Raw genomic sequence first — 22,347 nt, 5'->3', positions numbered from 1 at the left:
TAGAATTACAATTTTATGTAAGGGTTATCATTTACTATTAAAGTATGAGGAGGGGAGTAGATGGAACAAGGAAGTAAGGATTTAATCATCTATCTTTTAACACATGAAAATACGGAGCTATTAGCGGTTGCTAGGCGTTTTCGAATTTCAGAAGATGAACTTTTAGATTGGATTTCAAAAATCAACCATCTACTAAAACAAGAAAAAATTTTTATTCATGAAAGCACGATTCGCTTGACGGAAAAAGGTCGCGAAGAATGCTATCGCCTTTTAACTGCCGAGGAGGAAATGTTGTTCACGTATTATGAAGTAAAACTAAGACGGCAACTTATTTTAATTCAACTTCTGATGGAACCGCGTTTTTTGTCCCTTAAAGCGCTGGCAGATTATGTGTATGTTAGCAAAAATACCGTTTTAAATGACGTCAAATGGATTCGCAACCATTTAAATGAAAGGCGGATTCATTTGGAATATTCTCGCAAGGAAGGCTATGCGGTAAATGGGGCGGAGTTTTTGATTCGAAGCAAGCTTGCTGAACTTTTGCGGGAGGTCATTAAAATACCATACGGGAAATTTGTGCTTGACGAAAAAAATTTAATTACTGTCAGTGAAACTTTTCTTTTGAAAAAAAGGCTTGAAAGTGTGGAGAAAAGACTGCAAGTGACATTTACAGACGAGCAAATGGAGGAGCTACCGTATATTTTAGTTGGCACCATTAAGCGTGCGGAAGTTTTACGTGCGGATTGGTCTTTTCAACTTAAGAAATATGATCTTAAAAATACCAAGGAATACCCGGTTATTAAAGAAATGTTTTGGGGGTATGATTTTTTATCCGAGGCGGATTATTTATACCTTGCTCTGCAAGTTTTGGCGTCTAGTTTGCTCGAATCCGTCCTTTATTTTTCAGAGAGCGATGAAATTGCCGACGCGACAACGGAATTTATTCAGCAATTAGAAATTTATTTTGCGACTGAGTTTGCGCATAAAGCGGAGTTTAAGGAAAAGGTGATGCTGCATGTTCGCCCGGCGGTGTACCGCAATTTGCTTGGCTTTCAAATTGTGAATCCACTGGCTGAGCAATTTAAGACGGAATATTTGCCGACTTTTCAAATTGTGAAAAAAGCGGCTGCACCGTTTGAACGCCTAGTAGGGCACGCCTGGTCGGAGGAAGAAATTGTGTTTTTATCGATGATTGTGCTCGCTTGGATGTATCAAGAAGAGGAGTCTGCCGAACCTGTTTTTTCAGCCGCTGTTTTATGCCAAAGCGGGACATCGATTTCAAAACTATTGATTGAAAATTTAAAAATGATGTTTCCGACCATTGATTTTAAAGGGGCCTATGCCGTTAGACAACTTCCGGAAGTGGAAGGAGATCTTGATTTTATTTTTACGACGGTTCCCGTGCAAAGTCAGGCGACGGTTTTTGTTGTGCCGCCCATTTTAGGGAAGCTGGAACGAAAAAAACTGCGCAGGCAATTGGAACAGGCAATTTTGCTTGATGAGGGTATGCGAACGAAAGAACTTATGGCGATGCTAAAAGAAGCCATTCCATCTGAAAAACGCCCGTTTGTCGAGCAGCAATTGAATCAGTTCTTTATGAAAAAGCCGCAAATTGAAAAGGCGCCGAAAGAAATGGTCATTTTTGAGGAACAAATTAGCTTTTTAGAGGATGCAACGTGGGAATCGATTGTGGAGGAAGCTTTTGAGCCGCTGTTAAAACGGGGGTCTGTGACTTGGCAGTACGTTGAAAAATGCCGCGCCCATTTTTATGACCACTATGAAACGATGATGATTGGGCCGAATATTTATTTGCCACATGCATCACCAGGCGACGGTGTTTTAAATGCGGATATCCAAATTGTTCGTCTGAAAACACCTGTTGAAACGCCGTGTGGAAGCGAAGTGGATATTGTGGTTGCTCTTGCGCCGTCTGAAAAAAATCGCCATATTTCACTTCTCTTAAAACTAAACGAACTCTTTTTAGACGAAAAAAAACGGCGGCTAGTACTCTCGGCAGAAAACCAAAATGAATTATACGAAATGATTGATAGGGGGTGAAGTGTTGGAGTATGCCAGTTTATTTCAAGAAAAAAACACCCTGATGGGGCAAATTGCGACAGATCAGCAAAACTTTTTTAGTCTTGCCGCAACGATTTTGGAAGACGGAGATTTTGTGGAGCGCTCTTTTTTTCGAGCGATTGTCGAACGGGAAAAGGTTTTTCCGACTGGCCTTGAGATGAATGACATTCGAATTGCCATTCCGCATACAGATGTTTGTCACGTCAAGAAGCCATTTGTTTTTGTGAGCAAATTGGAACATGCCATTCCATTTGTACAGATGGGAACAACGGATAAAGTGATTGATGTTCAGATGATTTTTATTTTAGGGATTCGAGAGCCACAAAATCAAGTGCCTCTTTTGGCTAAAATTATGGAAAAGTTTGGCGAGGAAAATTTTTCTAAGAGGTTACAAAATCTGCACGATAAGCAAGACATGGTGGCCTTTTTAAAAAAACAATTTGGAGGTTTTGAACAATGAAAAAAGTGATTGTAGCATGCGGTTCTGGTGTAGCGACGAGTCAAACGGTAGCGTCGAAAGTGGACCGAATTTTAAAAGAAAAGGGTGTATCTGCAGTTGTGGAAGCGGTGGATATTAAGTCGCTCGAACAGCACATTAGAACGAGCGATGTGTATATCGCGATTACAAAAGCAAATAAATCGTTTGATATTCCAACTTTAAATGGCATTGCCTTTTTAACAGGAATGGGCATGGAAGAAGAAACAACGAAACTGCTAGCCGCCTTAAAATAAAAAAATCAATAGGGAGCGTGAGGTAATGGAATCCTTACAAAGTGTTGTACAGTTTGTTTTAAATTTAGGAGCCGCTGTTTTTGTTCCAGCTTTAATGATCATTATTGGTCTAATTGTCCGCATGAAAGTGCGCGATGCTTTTAGCGCCGGTATTATTTTAGGTGTAGCTTTCCTTGGTATGAACATTGTGATTGGCTTTATGATTGAAGCGCTAACGCCTGCCGCACAGGCGCTTGCTGAGCGAACGGGTATTGGGCTGACAATTTTAGATGGCGGTTGGACTTCAATGGCTACCCTTGCGTGGGCATGGCCGCTTGCTTTTCTCATGTTTCCGGTTCAGCTCGGAATCAATGCGCTGATGCTCGTTTTCAATCGAACTAAAACGTTAAACGTCGATTTATGGAACGTATGGGGCAAAATTTTAACGGCCGTTCTAGTTTACGGCGTAACGCAAAATTATTATCTGGCCTTTTTAGTTGCTGGTATTCAAATTGTCGTTGAGCTTCTACTTAGCGACGCGAACCAACGACAAATTCAAGAATTAAACGGGATCCCGGGCGTTACAGTATCGCACGGAATGATGATTTTCTGCGTATTCTTGATGCCGTTTAATTGGCTACTAAAGAAAATTCCTTTTTTACGAAAAGATATGGACGCAAATGCGTTAAAAGAAAAAATTGGGATTTTTGCAGAAAATCATGTGATGGGTTTTATTATCGGTGGTTTGCTCGGTCTTGCTGCTGGCTATGATATTCCGAAAATTTTAATGCTCGCGATGCAAGCCGCGGCGGCATTAACGTTATTCCCAATGGTGGCTAAGCTCTTTATGCAAGCTTTATCACCGCTTTCAGATGGCATTTCTGAGTTTATGAAAAGGAAGTTTAAAAACCGCGAATTGTTTATCGGGCTGGACTGGCCCATTCTAGCTGGTTGTAGTGAAGTTTGGGTGGCCGTTGTCATCATGGTTCCTGTGACGCTACTCTTTTCGTTCATCTTACCTGGAAACGGCGTGCTACCATTTGCTGGCATCTTAAACATTTCCTTATGCGCCCCGGCGCTTGTTGTGACAGGCGGCAATTTGCTCCGCATGACCATTTTAGGGGTTATTACAACGCCAGTATTTTTATACGTTGCGACGTTTTTCGCAGACACCATTACGAAGCTGGCCAATTCAACGGGCGCGATTTCTTTAAAGGCAGGACAGGAAATTACGTGGAGCACACTTGAGTATCCTGTATTTCGATTTATTGCGGCGGAGGCGACAAAACCGAGTGTGATAGGCCTAGTTTTACTTGTAGGTTGGCTCGTTCTGCTAGTTTTCTACTTGAAAGTCATGAAAAAACGTACACAAAAGTTTGAAGAGGCGGACGCGCAATGATTTATACGATTACGCTAAACCCCGCAATTGATCGGCTCCTTTTTATTCGCGAGGAGCTAGAAAAACGCAAAACGAACCGAGTCGTTCACACGGAATTTGATTGCGGCGGAAAAGGGCTTCACGTTTCACATGTGCTAAGCCAATATGAAATTCCAAACGTAGCGCTCGGCTTTATCGGCGAACAAAATCAAGCACAGCTTTTTGATATTTTAAAGAAACGCGCGATTTCGCATCACTTTTTTGTCGAGCCTGATGTGGCTACACGTGAATGCTTTGTCGTGATTAGCGAAACAACGAGCGGAAGCACGATGATGCCGGAAGCGGGTTTTACTGTCAGCGAGAAAAACAAGGAAAATCTGCTTCATTTCATCAAAGAAAACGTCAAAAAAAGCGACTATGTCGTGATTGCAGGCTCACCGCCGCCAGGTTATGCGCTAGCCGATTTTAAAACTTTATTTTCTACGGTGAAAAAAACAGGCGCTTTCCTCGCGTGCGATTTATCTGGTGAATTTTTGCTCTATGCCGCTAAAAATGGCGTGGATTTCTTAAAACCGAATGAAGAAGAAGTGAAAATCTTAGTACATCAGTCAAATGATGATTTGCTTCAAAATATTCGCGTATTGATGGGGAAAATTCGCTATTTCGTCGTTTCGCTTGGGAAAAAAGGATCATATGTGGCTTATAACGGTAAGGTTTATCGCGTTTTGGCACCGCAAGTTAGTGAAAAAAGTGATACAGGAGCAGGCGATGCTTTCGTCGGTGGCTTTATTGCTGGGTTGTCAGCTAACTTGACGATTGAAAATGTGATTCGTCGCGCTTCAAGTGTCGCCGCTAGCAAAGTGCAGTATATGGATAGCGCCACTTTTAGTGTGGAAGAAGCCGCTCATTTAAGTAAAAAAATTTCAATTATCGAAGTGGAGGAAATGTAATGTTATATGAAAAAGAGCGTAAAGATTTAGCGAAAATTGTGAAAACCATGTTTGATCGCTTTGAAACGAACGCAGCTGGAGGAAATGTTTCGGTTAAAATGAATGATGAGCATATTATTATGACGCCCACTTTGATGAGCCAAGCCAGATTATGCCAATTATCACCATATGAAATTTTAGTTGTTGATCAAAATAACGAGGTGGTAGAAGGCGACGGCCGAGTCACACGCGAAATTAATCTACATCGTGCTTGTTACAACGAAAATCCAGCAATTGGGTGTGTATTACATGCTCACCCAAAAGAATCCATGCTGTTTGCAACGCTCGGAGTAGATTTACCAAATTTAACAGAAGCGACGCAAAAAATCGGCCGGATTCCAACACTCGAATTTGCCCCCGCGACAAGTAAGGAACTGGCAGAAATCGTAAGGCGGCATGTTGCTGATTTAGGCGAAAAGGCGGTTCCTAGCGCAAGTTTACTGAACAAACATGGCATCGTCGTACTTGAAAGCTCTTTGCATAAAGCATACGATTTATTGGAGCGTATTGAATATAATGCATACGTCGCGCAAAAAGCTATGGTGTTTGATGCGCTGAATATCCACAGCCTAACAGAAGAAAAAGAACTCAATTACAATTTGGAGGAATAAATATGGCAATCAATTTTGGTGTTTTTATTAGCGCGCTCCTCTTTTTAGTGGCCACAATTTTTCAATCGATGCTACTCATGTTTCTCGCGCTTATTTCAGCTATTGTCACGCAAAGAATTTACCGAAAAAAATATCCAAAGACAAACAAAAGTTGGCGAGAATTAATCGCTGAAAAACATCAAAAGGATTAAGTAGAAAAGGCAAAATGGGCGAATCCTATTTTGCTTTTTTTACCCGTATTTGTTAAAATAAAATAAATTTGATGGAAATGGAGGGATAAAGATGCGAAAATTAAAAATGAATCAGCAAATAAGAATTGAAGTAGCAAAATGTACCTTTAGCCCGCTGCATTTCCATTGTGTCCGGTAATAAAGGTTGACTTCAGTTCGCTTATGAACTGGAGTTTTTTATTTTGAAAGGGTGATTAAAATGACAAAGAGAATTAGAAAAAACAACTAACACCCAAGAGAAACACGTTTCTCTTGGCGAAATTTTAAGAGAAAACGAGGAAAAGAAATGTTAACAATTAAAGGAAAATATAACGAAGCCATTTGTTATACAGAACAAGTGGACGATGCAACAATCGGTCAAATTATGACCCTTTGCAATTTAGAGTTTTTAAAGAAAAGTAAAATCCGCATTATGCCAGATACGCATGCTGGAACGGGGTGCGTCATTGGGACAACGATGACCCTTCAAGATAAAGTCGTGCCTAATTTGGTTGGCGTGGACATTGGCTGCGGCTTGCATGTTGTCAAACTGAAACAAAATGTTAAATTGGATTTTGATAAGCTTGATAAAACCATTCGGAATCGCATTCCAAATGGGAGTGGGACGCATGATTTACCAGTAGCGGCCTTCAATTTGGACGAAGTTTCGGCGCCCATTCGCCGTGGTTATGCGGCGAGAAGTCTCGGCACACTAGGCGGAGGAAATCATTTCATTGAAGTGAACAAAGGAAAAGATGGCATTTATCTCGTGATTCATAGTGGGAGTCGTGTTTTAGGAAAAGATATCGCGGAGTATCATCAGGAAGTCGCCTATGAGAGCTTGAGCCTTGTGCGCAAACAATTAAAGATTGCCGCAAAAAAACAGCCAGAGCTTATGGCTGAACGAGAAAAACTAAAATTACCGTACGAACTCTCTTTTTTAGAAAAAGAAAAATTAGCGGCTTATTTGGCGGATATGCACATTGCACAACAATTTGCCGCACGCAACCGCTTTTTGATGGCCGAGGTGATCCTAAAAGCAATGAAGTGGAGCAAACATGTCGTCTCCCGCTTTGACTGCCCGCACAATTACATCGATTTAGAACAAAATATGTTGCGCAAAGGCGCAACTTCCGCACAGGCGGGTGAACAAATTATCGTTCCGCTCAACATGCGCGATGGGAGCATTCTTGCTGTCGGAAAAGGCAACCCCAATTGGAATTCATCAGCGCCCCACGGAGCAGGTCGCCTTTTAAGCCGAACGAAAGCAAAAGAAAGCATCACGCTGGAAAGCTACCAACGCGCAATGAAAGGCATCTTCACAACTTCCGTTTCTAAAAAAACATTAGATGAAGCCCCAAAAGCCTACAAATCTGCCAAACAACTCGAAAAAGACGTTGTGGACACGATGGATATTCAAGAAATCATTCGCCCGCTGTATAATTTCAAAGCATAAAAAAGCAAGGCTGTTTTCAGCCTTGCTTTTTTGCGTAACCTGAAAAATAAAAGTCATTTTCATAGGTTTTTTTTCTCACAGCGGAAATGGTTTTCGTTATCTTGAAAAAGTATTGTGAAATAAATGGTAAATTCATATACTTGAGGCAGGAATGGAAGGAGGAGTCGTAAATTGAATAAGAAAAAAACGACCTACAATCAACACCCTACTTTTAAGGTAAAAGGGGATTTCATAACTTGGACGGGATTTGTTGCCATTTTTAACGAGCTTTCGAGTGCTGTGAAGCAGTGTGCCAAACAGAAAACCGTACTCGTTATTGAAGCATATCCAGGTGTGCGCATTGAAAATTTGAAGCTAGCTTTAGAGCACCATTTTAAAGATGCGACCCTTTTCTTTGCGGATGAGTTTGCTCTAAGTGGTGCTGAAATTCGCGAAAAATTCGCGATGCTAATTACAGACGACCGCGTATTCGGCCGAATGTCCACGCTCAAATTGGACGACTACTTTAAACAAGAACGGCTGACAGAACTAAAGCATAAAGTTGCCGCATCAACCGGTTTAACCATTGTTTTTGGAACGGGCGCTAGTTTAGCCGCTCAAGCGGACATTACCGTTTATATGGACGTCGCCCGCTTTGAAATCCAGCAAAGAATGCGCGCAAATGAAATCGGCAATTGGAACGATACGCTTGTAGACGAAGACATTTTACGGAAGTATAAGCGAGGTTTTTTCTTAGACTGGCGTGCAGCAGACCGTCAAAAGGTAGCGCTATTTAATCGAATCGACTACTATTTAGACGATAATATTTTAGACCAACCGAAAATGTTGAAATGGTCTGATTACTGTCTTGGTCTTGAGCAGATGCTCCGTGGTCCTTTTCGTTTCGTCCCGTATTTCGACCCGGGCGTTTGGGGTGGTTACTGGATGAAAGATAAACTCGGCATTCAACATGAAAGCGAAAAACTGGCATGGGCGTTTGACGGCGTTGCGGAGGAGAACAGCTTGTATTTGCAATTTGGCGACATGCGCTTAGAAACGCCAGCGCTAAATGCGGTGCTGAAATACCCGCTACCGCTCCTTGGCGAGCTCGTTTTTAATCGTTTTGGTGCGGAACTGCCAATTCGCTTCGATTTTCTAGACACGATGGGCGGCGGGAACCTGAGCTTGCAAGTTCACCCAGATAAAGAGTATATAAAAAAACAATTTGGCATGGACTACACCCAAGAAGAAAGCTACTATTTGCTAGACGCAGAAGAAGATGCCGTTGTTTATTTAGGTTTAAAGGAAGGTGTGGAAAAAGACGAATTGCTAGCATCGCTCCGCAAAGCCCAAGACGGCGAAACCGAATTCGATGCCACGAAATACGTGAATACTTTCCCTGCTAAAAAGCATGACCATTTCCTAATCCCCTCCGGCACCATTCACTGTTCAGGAGCCGGCTCAATGGTCCTTGAGGTCAGTTTGTCCGCCTATATTTTCACGTTCAAACTTTGGGACTGGGGACGACTCGGCCTAGACGGCAAACCGCGCCCAGTGCACATTGAACACGGAGAAAAAGTAATAAATGAGGAACGTTCTGGAGAGTGGGTGAGCGACCATTTAGTGAACCACTTTGAGCTCATTCAAGAAAAACCTAAAAAAGAGCGGACTGGTTTATATAAAACGCAACAAATTGTGACAGAGCGAGATTGGTTTACGGATTTTGTTGACTACGACAACGCTGAAAAAACAGTAAACATGTTGAACTTAGTGGAAGGGGATAAAGTGGTGATTGAAAGCGTCGAACAAGCTTTTGAACCGTTTGAAGTCAATTATGTCGAAACCTTTGTTATTCCAGCGCAAGTTGAAAAATTTAGAATTAGAAATATTGGTGAGAGCGAAAAAGTCGCTATTTTGCGGGCGCGAATCCAGTAGTGATAAACCAGACTGATAGAGCTTGTATCGGTCTGGTATTTTTTTCTGGTATAGTCCGTTTTTTTCGTCAATCGAAAACCATTTTCGGAATTCCTGTAACCGCTTGCACGCTTATGTGCCTATACTTATAATGAAATAGTAAAATGTAAGGCGGTAAACAATTCGAAAAATTGCTTATCTAGTAAGAACGAAATCGGAAAACTAATAATATTTTCAATTTAACAAAAAGGAGGGTTTAGGATGAAAAAATTTATATCAATTAGTTGTATAGTTGCAGTCCTAATGCTTTTAGCAAGTTGTGGGGAAGGAAGTTCTGCTAGTTCAAAAGTTGAATTTTATACGGATAAAGGCGGCGAAAATGTTGGAATTCTAAATTCAATGTCAGATAAAATTGAGGATGATGGGGGCGTCGGCTATAAAACAGTCGGTTACACCGAAGTAACGGCTTATGAAACAGCCGTCCAACAATCGCTTGATAGCGATAAAGCTCCGGGTTTGTTCACTTGGTGGAGTGGAGATAAACTGAAAAAATTAGTGGATAACGATTTAGTTGTGGATTTATCGAAAGAATGGAAAGATTACTATGAAAAAGAAGGTGTCAATCCGGGCTTGGCGGATGCGTTCACAATCGATGGAAAAGTTTATGCGGCACCATTTAGTGTCTTGTATAACGGAATTCTGTATAACAAAGCGGTTTTTGATAAATATGATTTAAAAGAGCCAGAAACGTGGGAAGAATTTATCCAAGTTTGTGATACGTTAAAAGAGAACAATGTGGACCCAATCGGTTTGAAAAATGACCCGTGGGCAAGCTTCTTATGGTTCCAAACCTTAATTGCGAGCTATAACCCAGACTTATATGTCGGCTTAACAAACGGGGAAATCAAATATACAGACCCTGAAATGAAAAAAGTAATGAAAATCTGGCAAAGTATGATTAAAAAAGGGTATTTCGGTGAACCAGTTGATCCACCTTCACAAGCGAAAATGTTTTCGACTGGCGAGAGCGCAATGATGTACGAGCCAACCGTCACATCTACAACGCTTAAAAAAGAATACCAAATGGAACCAGGAAAAGACTTTGATGTGTTTGTTGCACCTTCCATGAAAGCTGATCAGAAAAAAGTAATATTCTTTGAAGCGTCCCCAATTGTCGTTTCAAAAAATAGTAAACAAAGTGCAGATGCTAAAAAAGTATTGCAAAGTTTTTATAAGAAAGATGTTCAGCAAATTTTCGTTGACGAAGCAGGAATCATTAATACGAGCAATACAAAATCAGATGACCCAGTAAACGGCGATTTTGTTAAAGAAGCAGCGGATACGGAGAAATATTCTGTCATGGTACGTTACTATGAAGCGACCCCAATTGAAATCGTGAATGTAGCGACAGATGAATTATGGAAGTTCTTCTATAATCCGACTGATAAAATGATAGACGAGACGCTAAACACCATTCAACAAACAGCAGACAGCGTATTTAAATAAAAGAGTAGCGCAAAAGGTGAGCAGACTGATGACAAATCGTAAAGAAGTTCGTCATTTGTCATCAGTCTGATTGTGATGATGTATCGCTTTTTGCAAATGATTTTACTAGAAGGGTGTGGTTTCTTATGAGTCTAGAAGCAAGGCCAAAACGCCGAGAGCTGAAGACATATTTATACATTGCGCCGGCAGTCATTTTCGTATTTTGCTTTTGTATTTTATCAATTATTTTTACGTTGTTTATTAGTTTCACAAATTGGAGCGGCTTAGGCAGTTTCGAATTTGTAGGCTTTAGCAATTATATTGCCGTTTTTCAAGATAAAAATTTCCTATTATCTTGTATTAATACCTTAGTTTGGGTTGCTGCAGGGCTCATCATTCCTGTAGTATTACCACTTCTTTTTGCCATTGCAATCACGAAAAGTTCGTTTTCGACGATATTTAAAAACTTGTTTTATTTTCCGAATGCCGTTTCAGGCGTTATCGTTGGCCTCATCATGACGAGTTTATTGTCGATGTACGGCCTGCCGCAATTACTTGGGATGCTGGGATTCGAAAATTTGGATAAAAACTGGTTGAATATTCCTTATGTGAATACGGGCGTGATGATAGTAGCTGGAATTTGGCAAGGAATTGGTATGAACATGCTGCTTTTTATTATTGGCTTAGTTAACATGCCAACGGAACCAATTGAGGCGGCCAAAATCGAAGGCGCTTCGGGACTTGGCTTATACACGAAAATAATTTTGCCTTTATTAAAACCAACGATTGTGGTTGTTGTGTTGATGTCGCTTGTGAATAGTTTTAAAACGTTTGATAGTATTTGGATTATGACTGGTGGTGGGCCGTACCGGACTTCGGAAACGTTAGCGGTAACTATGTATAAAGAATCGTTCTCAAATAATCATTTGGGCATGGGTTCGGCTATCGCCATTATGTTATCAGTGATTATTCTAATCATTTCCATTTTCTACTTAAGAAAAACATTCACGAAAGAAGGAGGGAATTAAGAATGGTAAATGCAAAAGGTTCAGGAGTCGGGCGATGGGTCATTAATATCATTCTTATTTTACTGGCGATCATTTGGATTTTTCCATTTCTTTATGTGATTGTGAATGCGGTAAAAAGTTCGACTGAGTATAGTGTGGGGAATTTTTGGGACTTGCCGCAGTCATTTTCTGTGGCTGAAAACTGGGAATATTTAACGCAACAAATTCAGCTTGGATCTGGCTTTATCAATAGTATGATTTACGGTATGCTTGGTGGGGGACTTGGGATTTTGATGGCGGCTCTAGCTGCTTACGCGATTGAAACGCTGAAAATTAAGCACGGTTTGCTGTGGTTTTTTGTCATTTACAGCGGAACAATTTTTCCATTCCAAGTTTATTTAATTCCGATTTTTAAAGCCTATAATAAAGTAGGTTTATATGATACGCGGACGGGCATGATTTTAATTTATGCTGCGCTCATTATTCCGTTTAGCGTGTTTGTTTTGCGGAACTTCTTGATGGGTGTGTCTAAAGAAATGCTTGAGAGCGCTCGAATTGACGGTTCATCTGATTTTTACATTTTTAGAAAAATTTATATGCCAATGGCTCGTGCACCGCTTGCGGCTGTATTTTTATTCCAATTCACATGGATTTGGAGCGACTTGCTATTTGGGATGACCTTGACGAAATCAGAAACGGCGCGACCTGTTATGGCGGCAGTATCGCTGCTTGGCGGTTCGACCATACAAAAGGTGCCACCAATTTTACTCGCAGCCATTATCGTTTCGATTCCAACCATCATTTTATTTGTTTTATCACATCGAAATTTAGAAAAAGGTTTTATTGTGACTACAAAATAAGGAGTGTTAAGGAAAATGACGTTATCAAAAAAATGGAAGTTGTATTTGTTGCACCATTCGCACACGGATATTGGCTACACAGAGCGGCAGGAGAAGCTAAAACGATATCATGTTGATTTTATCCAACAAGCAATTGATATTTTAAAAGAGATTGAAGACGGCAAACGCCCCGAGTGGGAGGGATTCCGTTGGGTATGTGAAAACTACTGGCAAGTGGAAAATTTCCTAGCGAATAGCAGTCCGGAAAATATTGCGAGTTTCGAGCGTTACGTTCAAGCTGGGCTGATTGACATTTCGCTAAACTATTTAAACATGACAGAATTAGTAGATAATGATGTCTTAAATCATACGCTCGCAAAGGGACGAAGCTATGCAGATCGTTTAGCCGTACCGCTAGACTCTGCGATGACGGCCGACATTAATGGCTACGCATGGGGCTATGCGGACGCCTTAGCACATAACGGGATTGAAAATTTATTCGCCTGCATTCACACGCACCACGGCATGTTCCCGCTTGGCAGAAAGCATAACGGTTTTTGGTGGGAAGGCCCGAGCGGCGAACGGGTTCTCGCATGGGTATCCGACCATTACCATATGGGAAATGAACTTTGCCTCGTGCCGAATCACGGCATCACTTACTTACTAGAAGACCGCTTTAATGAAAAAGCAGCAGTAGCTGACTTCAAAATTGCCGAAGAACGCATTTTTAATTACATTGCGAACTTGGATAGCGATGCTGAATATGAATACGATTTCGTTCCTATTATGATTTCTGGTATGAGTACCGATAACGGAGCGCCAAACGGTCAGATTTTAGAGCGAGTAAAAGCTTGGAACGATTTGCACGGCGATGAAATTCAAATTGAAATGATTACGCTCAATCACTTTTTTGAAATTCTGCGTGAACAAATAAATGAACTGCCTGTTTACCGCGGTGACTGGAACGACTGGTGGGCGGACGGCATAGGTTCAACCCCTGCGGTTGTCAAACATTATAAAGATGCGCAGCGTAAATATCATATTGGGAAACAGTTATCGCCTGAATTGACAATCGAAAATAAAGCATACATGGACGAAGTCGAATATGAACTCGCTTTATACGCGGAACACACATGGGGGTATTCTTCTTCTGTGACCGAGCCGTGGGAAACATTAGTAAACGATTTAGATTTCAGAAAATCAGCTTATGCAATTCGCGCCAACCAATTAGCGTCGCTCAAATTAGATGAAATTTTAGCCGAAAAAGGAGAAGTGACAATTCGTCCAGACCGCGAGAAGCTATTTAAAGTCATTAATCCACTTGGTATCGCGCGGACAGATAGCGTATGTTTGTATATTGAGCACTGGGAAGATGTCGAAGGAGTCGGAGTCGACCTGTTACTCCAAAATATGGAAGTTGTCGATGAAAAAACGGGGCAAGTGTTACCTACGCAGATTCGAGAAATTGCGCGCGCAAAAGAAATAGAAGTAGTCCTTGCGTTAGAAGCCTTTGAAGAACGCATTCTACGCATTCGCCCTAAAAAAGAATTGCAAAAAGAAAATTATCGCTATTTAGCTGTCGATAAAATTAAAGATGTGGTCTATGATGGCTTTCAATCGGGCCTAAGAGTAAATGAGCATCAGCTTGAAACAAATTATTATGTCATGACTTTTGATGAAACAAAAGGAATTGTTTCGCTAGTAGACAAGCGCGACGGAAGTTCTTTACTCAGAGAGAATTTAGTTCATGCGCCGTTTGTTGGGATATACGAGCGTACAGAAACAAAACCAGATGCTTGGGAAGTTCGCCATACAATGGGACGGAACCGAAAAAAAGTGGGAACAAAGCGTTACGTGTCAGAGTTAAGCAACATTCAAATTATTGAAGCCGGCGATGTGAGTGCGACAGTCGTATTCACATACAATTTGGTCGGCACGCAAATGTATGAAATTCATCTAAAAGTGTACCGCGATTCACCAAAAATTGATGTTACGCTACGCTTGCACAAAGACAGTGTTTGGGACCCAGAAAACTTATACATCTCGTTCCCTTTTACAACAGGTGAGAGCGAAGAGCTTTATTTGGATAAAACGGGTTGCTTGATGCGGCCTGGTATTGATCAGCTACCGCAAACGAATCAAGAGTTTTATTTAGTGCAAGAAGGAGCGGCATACGTGGGGGAAAGTAAATCGCTTGTTTTGGCGGTCAAAGATACACCACTTCTTGTGCTCGGCAATCTGGAACATCACTTGATTGAATTGTCTGGCCAAAGTGAAACAACAAATAATGGTGAGCCACTTTACGTTTGGGCAATGAACAACTTTTGGGAAACCAATTTTAAAGTAGATTTAGCTGGCTTTTACGAATTCCGCTACACAATTGCTACGCTGGAAACGAATGAGGCAGTGCCTGCAATTGAAACGTGCAAAGCTTACAATCAAGGATTTTTATCGATGTACATTTAGAATAGGAGTGCGAGCGTAATGTATCGAATTGGTATCGACATTGGGGCGACAAATATGCGTGCGGGATTATTTGATGCTAACGTGCTAGTTGCGCGCTTGGAAATGAAAACAGAAGCGGAACTTGGTGCCAAGCAAGCGCTTATAAAATTAGTGGAGCTGGTTCGGCTTGTTGATCCGAAACAATTGGCTGTTGGGATTGGCATTGGTGCGCCGGGGCCGTTAGATGCGCAAGCGGGAATTATTCTTGATGCACCAAATTTACCGGGTTGGAACGGTTTCCATCTTAAAGATGAACTTTCGGACCATGTGGGAAAACCCGTTTTTCTCATGAATGATGCAAAAGTGGCAGCACTTGCGGAAGCGAAAGTGGGCGCAGGTCTTGGGTACGGGAGCGTGCAATTTATAACGGTGAGCACGGGTGTTGGCGGGGGCTTCGTTTATCAGGGCGAAGTCTTTGCTGGCGGGCACGAGCACGCATCGGAAGTTGGCAATATGATTGTGAATGTGAGTGATGAGCAAGCGACATTGGAGTCGGTTTGTAGCGGCACGGCATTACTACGAGAAAGTAAACAGTTATTTGGGACTAGTAAAACGGCGGCAGATTTGTTGCGCTTTTCCGAGAACAATAATCCAGAGGCGAATCAAGTGGTGGATAGGTGGGTGCATCATTTCGCGGCGGCGATTACATCGATTATTCAAGTGATTGATCCTGAAGTTTTTGTTCTTGGCGGGGCAGTTATTCTTCATAACCCGTGGCTAGTTGAACGAGTGACGGAGGCTGTTAGGGTGCAAGTTTACCAATCGATGCAAGACAAAATAAATATAAAGGTCGCTTCTTTGGGGGAAGATGCGGGACTTTACGGGGCGGCAATGCTTGTTACATGAAGGGAATGAGAAAATGAAAAATGAAGATGTGTTAAATGAAACGAGTCAAGATATTGAATTTATGGGCGATGAAACGTATTTTCGATTACGGAAAATTACAGATGATATTGTCAAACAAGCGGCTAGAGATAATTCGGAGCTCGCGAAAATTATTGATAACATGGTGACACAAGTTCTTGAAAACAATCCGTTATCCGAGAAGTTGCAGCGCATGTTTCGGAAGTGTATGTTAAATACGATTACAACGACGTTAGTGCAAAAACAAGATGACTCTGCGTTCTTGTTTACGGGCGACATTCCGGCGATGTGGTTGCGGGATTCGGGCGGCCAATTGCGTGTTTTCTTGAATTTAGATGACCCAAGTGGAAAATTGTATGACGTGATTGGAGCAGTTATTCGCCAGCAATTTCGTTATATCTTGATTGACCCATACACGAATGCTTTCAATTTTTCTGCGGACGGGAATTGTTGGAGTGCGATTGATAAAAGCGAAAGGAAAAATCCGTGGAGCTGGGAGCGAAAGTATGAATTAGATTCCCTTTGTTTCCCGGTTGAACTGGCGTACTTTTACTGGAAAAAGACGAAACGAAATGATATCTTTGATAATGATTTTTTACAGGCGGTTAAACAGTTAGTTCAAGTGTTTCGTACAGAACAGCACCACGCGGAAAAATCGGAATACTTTTTTGTGCGTGATAACGGCATTGAACAAGATAGCTTGCCAAATGAAGGGCGCGGCAGGGAAACTTGCTATACAGGCATGATTTGGTCCGCTTTTCGTCCGAGTGATGATGCTTGTGAGTACGGCTATTTAATTCCAGCAAACATGTTTGCGGTCGTGATTCTTGGCTATTTACAGGAAATCTTGAGTGCTTTATACGCAAATGAGGAGGCGCTCCTTGCGGAAATTGCGGCGTTACGCGAGGAAGTTCAGGCGGGGATTTTGAAATACGGAATTGTGAATCATCCGAAGTACGGGGACATATATGCGTATGAGGTGGACGGATTAGGCAATTACAATTGTATGGACGATACGGGCGTGCCAAGTTTGCTATCGCTACCTTATATTAAATATTGCGGGACACATGATACGGTTTATCAAAATACACGTCGTTTTAGTTTATCGACGGATAATCGTTATTATTTTGAAGGAACTGCCGCAAAAGGCTTAGGAAGTCCGCATACGCCTGCTGGTTATGTTTGGCACATGGGTCTTGCGATTCAAGGCTTAACATCAACGGATAAAGAAGAATGTAAGGAACTACTTCGCTTATTTGAAACGACAGATGCGGGTACTGACTTAACGCATGAAGGCTTCCTCGCAAATAATCCAAACGTTTACACGCGAGAATGGTTTTCCTGGTCAAATTCCATTTTTTGTGAGTTTATTTTAAAAGAAAGTGGGAAGTTAAGTATATAGAGGTTTATATATCTCCGTGATTATTTTGAAATAGTCGCGGAGATATTGTTGTATAATGGAGTATATCGAGGAAAAGAGGTTTTTATTGTGAAATCAGGTATCGTACAATTACAAGCGTTAGCGAAGCAATCGATGAGTTCTTATCAAGACATTGCCAAATATATTGTGACAAATGCAGAAGCTGTTAAAACGATGCATATTACACAATTAGCGAATGAATGTTATACGAGTCCGGCTACAATTGTACGTATGTGTAAGAAACTGGGCTACAAAGGGTACACAGATTTCAAGCAGGATCTCGTTTTAAACTTACATAAATGGTTTTTTGAAAAGCAAGAAGTATACAACCGCGGTTATATTTATCCAAATAAAGCGGCGATTGAAATTGGGGAAGTTATTACAAACCTAACCATTAATGGGATGATTAAAAGTGTCCAATTTTTAGACTCGGAACTTGTGATGGACCTTTCGAAAATTTTATTTGAGGCCGAACGCATTGATTTTTATGGTTGTGGGGTTTCCAATTTAGTGGCGCAAGATTTCTCTTACCGATTTTTGCGTTCGGGAAAAAATACGAGTGCTTTTGCGGATTCACATTTGCAAATTTCGCAAGCTCAACAATCGGATATTGGATGTGTGGCGGTGGGCGTTTCTTATAGCGGCGAAACGAAAGAAGTTATCACAGCACTTGAAATTGCCAAGCAGCTTGGGGCACGGACGATTTCTTTTACAGCAGAAGGTGACAACCGTTTGACGCAAGTCGCGGATTGCAACATTTCCGTGGCGCAAATTGAACATCCAGAAGGTTACGTGGCAGCGGCTTCACGCATTGAAATGCTACACGTCATGGATATTATTTATTCGGTATACGCGAGTACCTATGATGAAACAATTGCGCCTAAAATATCGAAAACAAGACCCTATTTTAAAAAAAGAAATGGCAACCTATGATACAATGAAAAAGTAAAAAAATATGCGTTTTTAAGACGAGTGAAAGGTTGTGAAATTTTGGTAAAAGTTATTTTGGATGCTGACGATTTTGGCATGTCAGAAGCAATTAATCATGGCATTATTAAAAGTTTTACTGACGGAATTACGACGTCGACTTTGCTTATGCCAAACCTAGAAGCAGCTCCGCATGCAATTGCTTTAGCAAAAAAGCATCCCGATTTATTTGTTGGGCAGCATACCAATTTTTTGCTTGGGAAGCCATGTTCAAATCCTGAAAAAATTCCTTCGCTCGTGGACGGTAATGGGGAATTTCATCGTTCGGCGTATTACCGGGCGAAGGCGGACTTTTCGTTTTGCTATGATGATGTAAGAACGGAAACGCTTGCGCAAATGGAGCGTTTTAAAGAACTTACGGGCGACTATCCGAAACATATGGATTGCCACTCTATTGGCGATGAAGTGGTCGATCAAGTATTCTATGATTTAAGCTTAGAGTATGATGTGCACGTTACTTTGAAATATAGCGGGGACAAGAAGTGGCCAAAACATCCGAGCTATGCTGAAATTACGAAGCTTTTGGAATCAGGCGCTTTGTCATACATTCAAGAGGGCGTTTCGGTTGAAAATTTTTTAAACGATGATTTTAATTTGCTGGAGCTAGGTCAGGACGACATTGCTGAAATGCATTTTGATGTTGGGTATTTGGATCAATTTGTGATTGAGAATTCATCTTATACGCTACTTCGGTGTAAGGAGCTGGCCACAATTTGCGACCCGCGAGTTAAGGCATGGTTCACGGCTAACAAAATCGAGTTGATTTCCTTTTTAGACTTAAAAAATAGTTTTTAAAAAAGGATTTATGCACGCATAAAAAGGGCATAGAGTGTATACTAATAACATTAAGCTGAAAAAGGGGCAAACAGATGAAAAAAAGAGTTCAATTACTTATTCTTATTGCGTTAGTACTATTTGTTGGTATTGTTTTAAAACAATGGTCGGAAGTGATTTTATACACGGCAGGATTCATCGTTGAACTTGGTGGTGTGGTCATTGTTATTCGACTTTTGTTTTGGGATAAACGAAACACGACATCAAAAGTGGCTTGGATGGCGGCTGTTTTTGTCTTGCCAGTTTTTGGTGTATTCTTGTATTTATTTTTTGGAAGAAATCCGCAAAACCGCATTTTTCACCATAATCAAACGAATGAAATGCATAAAATTGCGGATACAATTCATCAGTTGCCGCCACATGAAGATGGGAAAAAACCACCGCGATTGTCTAAGCGAATTCAACATTTGACGGAAATTAATCCTGTGAATGGGAATAAATTGACACTTTTAACCAATGGTGAAGAAACGTTTCCGGCAATTATTCAGGCGCTTAAGCAAGCGGAAAATCATATTCATATTCAATATTATATTTACAAGTCGGACGAGATTGGCACGGAAATTCGTGACATTTTAATCGAACGAGCGAAAGCGGGCGTTGAAGTGCGCTTTATGTATGATGCTTGGGGGACTGCAAAACTAAGCGAGCAATTTTTAGAACCGATGCGGGAAGTCGGCATTCATATTCATGCCTTTGATCCGATTCGTTCGATTTGGATAGCGAGAACAGCCAATTTAAGAAATCACCGGAAAATCATTGTGATTGATGGTCAAATCGGCTTTACGGGAGGCTTGAATATCGGTGAAGAATATCGCAGCAATACGCCTGATTTTGCCGTTTGGCGCGACACACATATTCAAATTGAAGGCATGGCCGTTATTGAGCTTCAGGAGTCGTTTCTTGTGGACTGGGTATATATGGAAAATAAAGCGGGTTCGGCAGATTTATTTATTAGTGAAGCCGGAATCGACCAATATTTTTCACCCAAACCTGTTGGGAATGAGTGGGCGCAAGTCGTCTACGGAGGTCCGTATGATAAGGAGAAATACGTGCGTGATGCTATGCTTGACCTAATTGATTCCGCGCAAGAATCAGTGTGGATTACTTCACCGTATTTTGTGCCAGATGAGGAGTCACTTGCTGTTATTCGCCGCGTCGCGCTTAGCGGAATTGATGTGCGCATCATTTTACCGGGGAAAGGCGACAGGGGGATTTCGTTCCACGGTAGTAACTCCAACATTGAAACGATGCTTGAGGCGGGTGCGAAAGTGTATGCGTACCGCGATGATTCTTTCGTACACGCGAAGCTACTTTTAATTGACGGTGAGCGTGCTGCTGTTGGTACGGCGAACTTTGATATTCGTAGTTTCCGTCTGAATCATGAATTGATGGTATTCCTCTATGAAAGAGACCAAGCAATTGTGAAAATGGAGCGCGATTTTGAAGCGGATTTTGAAGTGAGCAAGCTTTACACAATGGAAGATATTAGGAAGAAATCTTGGTATGTGAAAATGAAGGAAAACCTTTCTAGTCTACTTTCACCTATTTTATAAGCAGGAAACTCGGCGAAATTTAATTTTGCCGAGTTATTTTTATGGCGATTGCAACATAATTATGTTATTATTGACCTAACGGTAATTAGTTTTGGAGGTTATGATATTTATGATACGCAATGCAAAACCGGGGGACGCTAAGAAGGTGGCGCCGCTTTTATTTACGATATGGCAAGACATGGAACTTCCCCTTTTACAAAAAGAAAAAGAGGCGAAAATCATCGAAACACTGGAAGAAGCGATTTGTGTGCCTGACTATCGCTACGGTTTCAATCATCTGCACGTTTATGACGATAATGGCGTTATTGCAGGTGTTGTGGCGGGTTATCCAAGCGAAAAGGAGCCTTTTATTGATCATGTGTGGTCGGAACTTGCGAAGAAACACGGTTTAATGGATCAGTCGGCTGTTTTTAAGGAAAAGGAAACGTTTAGCGGGGAGTGGTATTTAGACTCCATCGTTACTAGAGAAGACTACCGTGGTAAAGGGATTGGCACCGCGCTTTTAAATGAACTTCCTCATTTTGCTAAGGCGGACGGTGAGCGAAAAGTCGGCTTAAACTGCGATAAAGCAAACCCTGCGGCGAAACGGCTTTATGAGCGGCTTGGCTTTCATACAACAGGTGAAATCATGTTGAGTGGGCATGAGTATGAGCATATGCAAAAAGAGCTTTGATTTGAAAGGCGGCCTATCCTAATATAGAATTTTGCGCAAGTATCTGGTGAACTTGTGGCAAAACAGAAAAGCTAATTTAAGCAAAAACGAATGAAAAATTTGTTTTTGCTTTTTTTCTATAATTTAGCGAGTGCATCACGATTTATAATTTTATAGCGGCGTCCTACTTTTTCTAAAATTCCTTTTTGAGTCAAATCGTGTAACACATAAAGTAAATGGCGATAGCTGACATGCAAATACTCGGCAACTTCTGTATGTTTTTCATAATATACGCCGTTTTCTTCGGTGAGTAAAATAAAACGTGCTAAACGTGTTGGAAATGGGAGATTTAAGCTTTCGGTCAATGTTTCTGTGCGATGCAAAGCTTTTTTGCCTAAAAAAATCGCCAAGTTTTTCATGAAGGTGGGATTTTCGAGTAGTGGCGCTTGATTTTCCTTCAGAGGAAGTGCGAGCAGGGCGCAATTTGTGTGGGCGATGACGTCTTTTGGAGTTTCTTCGACGCCTAAAAGCGTGAGTTCGCCAATATAGGACGGGGCGGAAATAAAATCAACAAGGGAGACTTTGCCGTTTTCTAGAGTCATTTTAATTTTTGCTTTGCCTGAAACAAGGAGAAAAAGTTTTTCTGGGGGATTCGATTGATTCACGATAAACTCGTTTTTTTTCACAGTGTAAAGTTCCAATTTGCCAAACATTTCGTCTGGGAAGCTGGCCTCTAGCTCGCTTTTTTTAATAGCTTCTGAAATTTGGTGGGGCTTTGTTATTTTTTTCATGGTCAATTCCTCGTTTTTAATGTGAGATTTCTCCTATTATTATACTGAAAACTATGATAAGATGCTAAAAAAAGAGATGGGGGA

General features: G+C 41.2%; 20 protein-coding genes. 19 read left to right on the top strand and 1 reads right to left on the bottom strand.

Annotation, left to right across the window (positions count from 1 at the left end):
* Positions 1–60: 60 nt before the first annotated feature.
* The 19 genes from CFT42_RS05075 to CFT42_RS04985 all read left to right on the top strand — a co-directional run bounded on the left by CFT42_RS05075 (position 61) and on the right by CFT42_RS04985 (position 21,493).
* Positions 61–2,058 (top strand): BglG family transcription antiterminator, encoded by a 1,998-nt coding sequence (locus CFT42_RS05075; protein ID WP_088815562.1) that lies wholly within the window; start codon positions 61–63, stop codon positions 2,056–2,058.
* Between the two features lie 4 nt (positions 2,059–2,062).
* The gene (locus tag CFT42_RS05070) at positions 2,063–2,539 is read left to right on the top strand and encodes a PTS sugar transporter subunit IIA (protein ID WP_088810566.1); all 477 of its coding nucleotides are present in this window, start codon (positions 2,063–2,065) and stop codon (positions 2,537–2,539) included.
* Positions 2,536–2,811, top strand: a complete 276-nt coding sequence (locus CFT42_RS05065) for a PTS sugar transporter subunit IIB (protein WP_088810565.1) — start codon at positions 2,536–2,538, stop codon at positions 2,809–2,811. Before CFT42_RS05070 ends, CFT42_RS05065 begins: the two co-directional genes overlap by 4 nt.
* Before the next feature lie 25 nt (positions 2,812–2,836).
* The gene (locus CFT42_RS05060; RefSeq protein WP_088815561.1) at positions 2,837–4,189 is read left to right on the top strand and encodes a PTS galactitol transporter subunit IIC; all 1,353 of its coding nucleotides are present in this window, start codon (positions 2,837–2,839) and stop codon (positions 4,187–4,189) included.
* Positions 4,186–5,118 (top strand): 1-phosphofructokinase family hexose kinase, encoded by a 933-nt coding sequence (locus tag CFT42_RS05055; protein WP_088810563.1) that lies wholly within the window; start codon positions 4,186–4,188, stop codon positions 5,116–5,118. The genes CFT42_RS05060 and CFT42_RS05055 overlap by 4 nt, the downstream gene beginning before the upstream one ends.
* A complete protein-coding gene (locus tag CFT42_RS05050; RefSeq protein ID WP_088815560.1) occupies positions 5,118–5,768 on the top strand; it encodes a class II aldolase/adducin family protein in 651 nt (216 codons plus the stop codon). Before CFT42_RS05055 ends, CFT42_RS05050 begins: the two co-directional genes overlap by 1 nt.
* A 2-nt stretch (positions 5,769–5,770) precedes the next feature.
* The gene (locus CFT42_RS05045; RefSeq protein WP_088810561.1) at positions 5,771–5,959 is read left to right on the top strand and encodes a hypothetical protein; all 189 of its coding nucleotides are present in this window, start codon (positions 5,771–5,773) and stop codon (positions 5,957–5,959) included.
* Between the two features lie 325 nt (positions 5,960–6,284).
* A complete protein-coding gene (locus CFT42_RS05040) occupies positions 6,285–7,433 on the top strand; it encodes an RtcB family protein (protein ID WP_088810560.1) in 1,149 nt (382 codons plus the stop codon).
* A 171-nt stretch (positions 7,434–7,604) separates the two neighbouring features.
* Positions 7,605–9,347, top strand: a complete 1,743-nt coding sequence (locus tag CFT42_RS05035; RefSeq protein WP_088815559.1) for a class I mannose-6-phosphate isomerase — start codon at positions 7,605–7,607, stop codon at positions 9,345–9,347.
* A 240-nt stretch (positions 9,348–9,587) separates the two neighbouring features.
* On the top strand, positions 9,588–10,832 hold the full coding sequence (locus CFT42_RS05030) for an ABC transporter substrate-binding protein (protein WP_088810558.1): 1,245 nt from the start codon (positions 9,588–9,590) through the stop codon (positions 10,830–10,832).
* 125 nt (positions 10,833–10,957) lie between these two features.
* Positions 10,958–11,839: a carbohydrate ABC transporter permease gene (locus CFT42_RS05025; RefSeq protein ID WP_088810557.1), complete on the top strand. Its 882-nt coding sequence runs from the start codon at positions 10,958–10,960 to the stop codon at positions 11,837–11,839.
* Between the two features lie 2 nt (positions 11,840–11,841).
* A complete protein-coding gene (locus CFT42_RS05020; protein WP_088815558.1) occupies positions 11,842–12,678 on the top strand; it encodes a carbohydrate ABC transporter permease in 837 nt (278 codons plus the stop codon).
* Positions 12,679–12,693: 15 nt separating this feature from the next.
* Positions 12,694–15,123: a glycoside hydrolase family 38 N-terminal domain-containing protein gene (locus CFT42_RS05015; protein WP_088815557.1), complete on the top strand. Its 2,430-nt coding sequence runs from the start codon at positions 12,694–12,696 to the stop codon at positions 15,121–15,123.
* 18 nt (positions 15,124–15,141) lie between these two features.
* A complete protein-coding gene (locus tag CFT42_RS05010) occupies positions 15,142–16,008 on the top strand; it encodes an ROK family protein (RefSeq protein ID WP_088815556.1) in 867 nt (288 codons plus the stop codon).
* Positions 16,009–16,021: 13 nt separating this feature from the next.
* Positions 16,022–17,428, top strand: a complete 1,407-nt coding sequence (locus tag CFT42_RS05005; protein WP_341864829.1) for a glycoside hydrolase family 125 protein — start codon at positions 16,022–16,024, stop codon at positions 17,426–17,428.
* Between the two features lie 87 nt (positions 17,429–17,515).
* Positions 17,516–18,379, top strand: a complete 864-nt coding sequence (locus tag CFT42_RS05000; RefSeq protein WP_088810552.1) for a MurR/RpiR family transcriptional regulator — start codon at positions 17,516–17,518, stop codon at positions 18,377–18,379.
* A 57-nt stretch (positions 18,380–18,436) separates the two neighbouring features.
* A complete protein-coding gene (locus CFT42_RS04995; protein ID WP_088815554.1) occupies positions 18,437–19,228 on the top strand; it encodes a ChbG/HpnK family deacetylase in 792 nt (263 codons plus the stop codon).
* A gap of 74 nt (positions 19,229–19,302) precedes the next feature.
* On the top strand, positions 19,303–20,820 hold the full coding sequence (cls, locus tag CFT42_RS04990) for a cardiolipin synthase (protein WP_088810550.1): 1,518 nt from the start codon (positions 19,303–19,305) through the stop codon (positions 20,818–20,820).
* Positions 20,821–20,929: 109 nt separating this feature from the next.
* Complete coding sequence (locus CFT42_RS04985) at positions 20,930–21,493, top strand: GNAT family N-acetyltransferase (RefSeq protein WP_088815553.1); 564 nt, start codon at positions 20,930–20,932, stop codon at positions 21,491–21,493.
* Between the two features lie 116 nt (positions 21,494–21,609).
* Here CFT42_RS04985 and yeiL read toward each other — a convergent pair whose 3' ends face one another.
* Positions 21,610–22,263, bottom strand: coding sequence for a transcriptional regulator YeiL (gene yeiL / locus CFT42_RS04980; RefSeq protein ID WP_088815552.1), 654 nt, complete (start codon positions 22,261–22,263; stop codon positions 21,610–21,612).
* Between the last annotated feature and the right edge of the window lie 84 nt (positions 22,264–22,347).

This window comes from Listeria goaensis (assembly GCF_900186125.1).
In the GTDB taxonomy this organism is placed as follows: domain Bacteria; phylum Bacillota; class Bacilli; order Lactobacillales; family Listeriaceae; genus Listeria; species Listeria goaensis.
This window is presented reverse-complemented; position numbering and strand designations above follow the sequence as displayed.